This is a genomic window from Mesorhizobium sp. M2A.F.Ca.ET.067.02.1.1, from assembly GCF_004023285.1.
Classification (GTDB): Bacteria; Pseudomonadota; Alphaproteobacteria; order Rhizobiales; family Rhizobiaceae; genus Mesorhizobium.
Map to the genome: position 1 here is coordinate 1 of NZ_RZSB01000383.1, position 5,693 is coordinate 5,693.

Genomic DNA, 5,693 nt, shown 5'->3' on the forward strand with positions numbered 1-5,693 from the left:
ATCCTGAGCTCCATGCCATCATCCTGTCGATCCGCAAGGAAGAGCTGGCTCATCTCCACCACGCCGAGGAGCAGCTGACTGCGCCAGGTCCGCTGGTGCACCTCCTGCGCTCGACAATCGCTGTCGCCACGGATTGCCTCATCTGGCTGTCCACCTGGGGCGACTCCGTGAAAATGGCGCGCGCTCTGAAAGCGGCAAAGCTTCGTGGCACTTCGATTTAAGCCGCCTCCACCGCCGCCTTCACCGCCGCGATCGCGTCATTGGCCTTGGAGGCATCCGGGCCGCCGGCTTGCGCCATGTCGGGACGGCCGCCGCCGCCCTGCCCGCCAAGCGCGGCGGACGCGACGCGAACGAGATCGACAGCGCTGAAGCGGCCGGTCAAATCGTCGGTGACGCCGACACCCCCGCTTGCCTTGTTGTCCTCGCCGGCGCCGACAAAGACGACCACGCCCGAACCGAGCGTCTTCTTGCCGGCATCGGCAAGTGGCTTCAGGTCCTTCGGTGCCACGCCGGAAACCGCTTTGCCGAGGAAACCGACGCCGGCAACCGTCTCGTTGGCAGCCGGGGCATCGGCGACGGCCGAGCCGCCGCCCAGCGCCAGTTTCTTGCGCGCCTCGGTCAGCTCCTTTTCGAGCTTCTTGCGCTCTTCGAGCAGCGCCTCGACACGCGACGGCACATCGGCCGGCGAAATCTTTAGGGTCGCCGCCGCGGCCCTCAGGCGCTTGTCCTGTTCGTCGAGATGCCTGCGTGCCGCCTCGCCGGTCAGCGCCTCGATGCGACGCACGCCGGCCGCCACGGCACTGTCCGACAGGATGCGCACCAGGCCGATATCGCCGGTCGAGCGGACATGCGTGCCGCCGCAAAGCTCGACCGAATAGGGCCGGTTGGCCTTGGCGCCATGCAGGCCGGTGCCCATCGACACGACGCGCACCTCGTCGCCATATTTCTCGCCGAACAGCGCCATGGCGCCCTCGGCGATGGCGTCGTCGACCGACATCAGCCGCGTCGTCACCGGGCTGTTCTGCACGACGATCTCGTTCGCCATGCGCTCGACCTCCTCGAGCTCATCGGCCGAGATCGGCTTGTTGTGGGAGATATCGAAGCGCAGGCGGACGGGCGCGACCAGCGAGCCCTTCTGCGCGACATGGGTGCCCAACACCTCGCGCAGCGCTTCGTGGATGAGATGCGTCGCCGAATGGTTGGCGCGCAGCTTCGAGCGGCGCGCATGGTCGACTTTGAGCTCGACGGCGGCACCGGTCTTGACCGTGCCTTTGACCACTTTGCCCAGATGCACAAACAGACCGTCGGCCTTCTTCTGGGTATCGGAGACCTCGATCGAGAAGCCCTCGCCGGACATCACGCCGGTGTCGCCCATCTGGCCGCCGGATTCGCCGTAGAACGGCGTCTGGTTGACCACCACGGCGACCGCATCGCCCTGAGAGGCGCTGTCGATCGTCTTGCCATCCTTGACCAGCGCCTGGACGATGCCTTCCGCAGCTTCAGTCTCGTAGCCGAGGAATTCGGTTGCGCCGGTCTTTTCGCGCACCGAGAACCAAATGGTCTCAGTCGCGGCCTCACCTGAGCCCGCCCAGTGCGCACGCGCCTCGGCCTTCTGCCGCTCCATCGCGTCGGTGAAACCGGCGATGTCGACCGAGATGCTGCGCTGGCGCAGCGCATCCTGCGTCAGATCGAGCGGAAAGCCATAGGTGTCGTAAAGTTTGAAGGCCGTCTCACCGTCCAGCATATCGCCGGCCTTGAGCGTCTCGGTCGCGTCCGAAAGCAGGCCGAGGCCGCGCACCAGCGTCTTGCGGAAGCGTGTCTCCTCAAGCTTCAACGTCTCGGTGATCAGCGCCTCGCCGCGCACCAGCTCGGGATAGGCCTGTCCCATCTCGCGCACCAGCGCCGGCACCAGCTGCCACATCAGCGGTTCCTTGGCGCCGAGCAGCTGCGCGTGGCGCATGGCCCGGCGCATGATGCGGCGCAGCACATAGCCTCGCCCCTCATTGGACGGCAGCACACCGTCGGCCACCAGGAAGGAGGATGAGCGCAGGTGATCCGCAATCACGCGATAGGACGCGACGTTCTCCGGATTTGGCCCCTGGCCGAGCGCCGAGGACGCGGCATCGATCAGATGCCTGAACAAGTCGGTCTCGAAGACGCTTTCGACGCCTTGCAGGATGGAGGCCATGCGCTCCAGCCCCATGCCGGTGTCGATCGAGGGCCGCGGCAGGTCGATCCGCTCTTCCTTCGTCACCTGCTCATACTGCATGAACACCAGGTTCCAGAATTCCAGGAACCGGTCGCCATCTTCTTCCGGGCTGCCGGGCGGGCCGCCCCAGATATGCTCGCCGCGATCGATGAAGATCTCCGAGCACGGGCCGCACGGGCCGGTGTCGCCCATCGCCCAGAAATTGTCCGAGGTCGGAATGCGGATGATGCGGTCATCCGAGAAGCCGGCGATCTTCTTCCAGTAAGCCGCCGCCTCATCGTCGGTGTGATAGACGGTGACGAGCAGCTTGTCCTTCTTCAGGCCAAAACCCTTGGTGATCAGGTTCCAGGCAAGCTCGATCGCGCGCTCCTTGAAATAGTCGCCGAACGAGAAATTGCCGAGCATCTCGAAGAAGGTGAGATGGCGGGCGGTGTAGCCGACATTGTCGAGGTCGTTGTGCTTGCCGCCGGCGCGCACGCTCTTCTGCGCAGTAGACGCCCGCGAATAGGGACGCTTCTCCAGGCCGGTGAAAACGTTCTTGAACTGCACCATGCCGGCGTTGGTGAACATCAGCGTCGGATCGTTGCGCGGCACCAGCGGGCTGGAGACGACGATCTCGTGGCCCTCCTTGCGGAAGTAGTCGAGGAATGTCGACCGGATGTCGTTCACGCCACTCATTGCACACTGCCTTTTTCGCAAGAACCACCGGCCCGGCCGGCGGCAAATGGGCTTTGGTATTTCAGAAGATAGATGGGCCTTTTAGCGATAGCTCTTGAGCCTGTCCAGAAACACGGAGTTGGGCCAATCGGCAAGCGGGCAGCGGCTCAACACCGCCCGCGAAACGCAAAACCGCCGGCGCGAAGGCCGGCGGTTCGGGTACGCAGTACTCAAGAACGCGATTACATAAGCATAACCAAATAAACCAGCATTGTGGCCGAACTCCGGCTAAGCCGACGAATTGCCTGAGCCGAACAGGAACCGCTGCGCGATCTTCCTGGACCGGCCCTACATGGCGCCGGCTTCGTCCTCGAAACCGTCGTCGCCGCCTTCGGAGCCGCCATTCTCAAGGAATTTCTCGGCGATCAGCCCGGCATTCTGCCGAAGTGCCATCTCGATCTCGCGCGCCGTGTCGGGATTGTCGCGCAGGAACAGCTTGGCGTTCTCGCGACCCTGGCCGAGACGCTGCGAATTATAGGAGAACCAGGCGCCCGACTTCTCGACCACGCCGGCCTTGACGCCGAGATCGACAAGCTCGCCGGTCTTGGACACGCCCTCGCCATACATGATGTCGAACTCGACCACCTTGAAGGGCGGGGCCAGCTTGTTCTTGACCACCTTGACGCGGGTCTGGTTGCCGACGACCTCGTCGCGGTCCTTGACCGAGCCGATGCGGCGGATGTCGAGGCGCACCGATGCGTAGAATTTCAGCGCATTGCCGCCGGTCGTGGTCTCGGGCGAGCCGAACATGACGCCGATCTTCATGCGGATCTGGTTGATGAAGATGACCATGGTGTTGGAGCGCGAGATCGAGGCGGTCAGCTTGCGCAGCGCCTGGCTCATCAGGCGGGCCTGGAGACCGGGCAACGCGTCGCCCATCTCGCCTTCGATTTCAGCGCGCGGCGTGAGCGCCGCGACCGAATCGACCACCAGCACGTCGATGGCGCCAGAACGGACCAGCGTGTCGCAGATTTCCAGCGCCTGCTCGCCGGTGTCGGGCTGCGAGATCAGGAGGTTCTCGAGGTCGACGCCGAGCTTGCGGGCATAGACCGGATCGAGCGCGTGCTCGGCATCGACGAAGGCGCAGATGCCGCCCTTCTTCTGCGCTTCCGCAACCGTGTGCAGCGCCAGCGTCGTCTTGCCCGAGCTTTCCGGCCCGTAGATCTCGACGATACGGCCGCGCGGCAGCCCGCCGACGCCGAGCGCGATGTCGAGGCCGAGCGAGCCGGTCGGTACGGTTTCGATCTCGACCGCCTGCTCGTTGGCGCCGAGCCGCATGATCGAGCCCTTGCCGAAAGCGCGCTCGATTTGCGACAGCGCCGCGTCCAGAGCCTTTGATTTGTCCACTGCCTTATCCTCTACAAGCCGCAAAGTATTCTGAGCCATGATACATCACCCCTTGGTCGTCAATGAAGGCCGGACAATCCGTGATCCCTGCTGTTTTGTACCTTTTTTGTTCTCATTTGGCAAGGGGCAACAAATATTTGAAAAACAATCAATATCTGGATTTGTTCTATTTTTGTATCACCAGGGCTAGTGCGGAGCACAACCGCTGGTCCAGAAGAGATTTCGATGTCCGGCCGTCCCGAATCGCCATCCCGATTGCAGGGTGACCCGGGGAAACCTAGTGTGCGCAGCCGCACGATCAATGAAAGTCAGCGACCCGAAATGCCGACATCCCCACCTATCCTGGCCCCAACGATCCTGGCTTTGGGCGGCGCCCATATCGACCGGCGCGGCCAGGTCTCGGGCACCTATGTGCCAGCCGCCTCCAATCCCGGCATGATGCGCGAGGATGTCGGCGGCGTCGTTTTCAACGCGCTGCGCAGCGTGGTGAAGCGCGGCGTGTCGGCCTCGCTGATCTCGGTGCGCGGCGGCGACGCGGCGGCGGATACGGTCGCCTCGGCGATCGACAACGCCGGGATAACGGACCTCTCGGTGGTGTTCCTCGACCGCACGACGCCGAGCTACACGGCGCTGATCGACGCCGAGGGCGAATTGATCGTCGGATTGGCCGACATGGCGCTCTACGACCTCGCCTTTCCCAAGCAGATAAGGCGTTCCAAGGTGCGCGAGGCGATCGCCGCGGCCGACGCCATCCTGTGCGACGCTAACCTGCCGACCGCGGCGCTGGAGCGCCTGGTTGCGCTGGCCGGCGGCCGGCCGGTCTTCGCCATCGCCGTCTCGCCAGCCAAGGTCGTCCGCCTGGCGCCTCTGCTCAGTGATCTGTCGCTGCTCTTCATGAACCGCCGCGAAGCCGCCGCGCTGGTTGGCGCCGAAATGTCAGGAGAAGCCCTTGTCGACGCACTCAGGCAGGTCGGCCTGAACGCCGGCGTGATCACGGCCGGCAGCGCTCCGGTGCTGGGCTTCGACGACGCCGGCATCTTCGAAATCGACCCGCCCGCGCCGCGCCGGGTCGCCGACGTGACCGGCGCCGGCGATGCGCTGACCGGCGCGACGGTCGCCGCCCTGCTGCGCGGGCTGCCGCTGCGTGCCGCGCTACGCGAGGGCGCCGCGGCGGCGATGCTCGCCATCGAGAGTCCAGAGGCCGTGCCGTCCCTCACGACCGCCAATTTCACGCAGGCGCTTGCCCTTGTGCCGGAGGCACGGGAGGTGGCATAGGGCCACCGACAATCTACTTCCTCCTTGTCGGAGAACAGCCATGACGCCGGAAACCGCCCGCCCCTTCGTCGATGTCCACCCGCCCGTGGCGGATGCGCTTGCCGCCGGCCGGCCCGTGGTGGCGCTGGAATCGACGATCATCACC

4 protein-coding genes and 1 pseudogene are annotated in these 5,693 nt (G+C 64.9%); 3 read left to right on the forward strand and 2 right to left on the reverse strand.

What is annotated here, in order from left to right:
* Nucleotides 1-221 (forward strand): demethoxyubiquinone hydroxylase family protein (locus EOA28_RS22765; RefSeq protein WP_189342142.1); only part of this gene is annotated, 221 nt, incomplete at its 5' end.
* Here EOA28_RS22765 and alaS read toward each other — a convergent pair.
* Both alaS and recA read right to left on the reverse strand, forming a co-directional pair.
* Nucleotides 218-2,887 (reverse strand): alanine--tRNA ligase, encoded by a 2,670-nt coding sequence (gene alaS, locus EOA28_RS22770; RefSeq protein ID WP_128315295.1) that lies wholly within the window; start codon nucleotides 2,885-2,887, stop codon nucleotides 218-220. The genes EOA28_RS22765 and alaS overlap by 4 nt on opposite strands.
* A 327-nt stretch (nucleotides 2,888-3,214) precedes the next feature.
* Nucleotides 3,215-4,312: a recombinase RecA gene (gene recA, locus EOA28_RS22775; RefSeq protein WP_040981289.1), complete on the reverse strand. Its 1,098-nt coding sequence runs from the start codon at nucleotides 4,310-4,312 to the stop codon at nucleotides 3,215-3,217.
* A gap of 282 nt (nucleotides 4,313-4,594) precedes the next feature.
* Between recA and EOA28_RS22780 the strand changes: the two genes are divergently transcribed.
* Together EOA28_RS22780 and EOA28_RS40395 are read left to right on the forward strand one after the other, a co-directional pair.
* Entirely contained in the window at nucleotides 4,595-5,548 is a 954-nt protein-coding gene (locus EOA28_RS22780) for a carbohydrate kinase family protein (protein ID WP_127250870.1), read from the forward strand.
* A 40-nt stretch (nucleotides 5,549-5,588) separates the two neighbouring features.
* Nucleotides 5,589-5,693 (forward strand): annotated as a pseudogene (locus tag EOA28_RS40395) (pseudouridine-5'-phosphate glycosidase); the annotation flags it as partial.

Coding starts and splice junctions, on each gene's coding strand:
- recA (WP_040981289.1), bottom strand. CDS start 4,312: ATGGCTCAGAATACTTTGCGGCTTGTAGAGGATAAGGCAGTGGACAAA.
- alaS (WP_128315295.1), bottom strand. CDS start 2,887: ATGAGTGGCGTGAACGACATCCGGTCGACATTCCTCGACTACTTCCGC.
- EOA28_RS22780 (WP_127250870.1), top strand. CDS start 4,595: ATGCCGACATCCCCACCTATCCTGGCCCCAACGATCCTGGCTTTGGGC.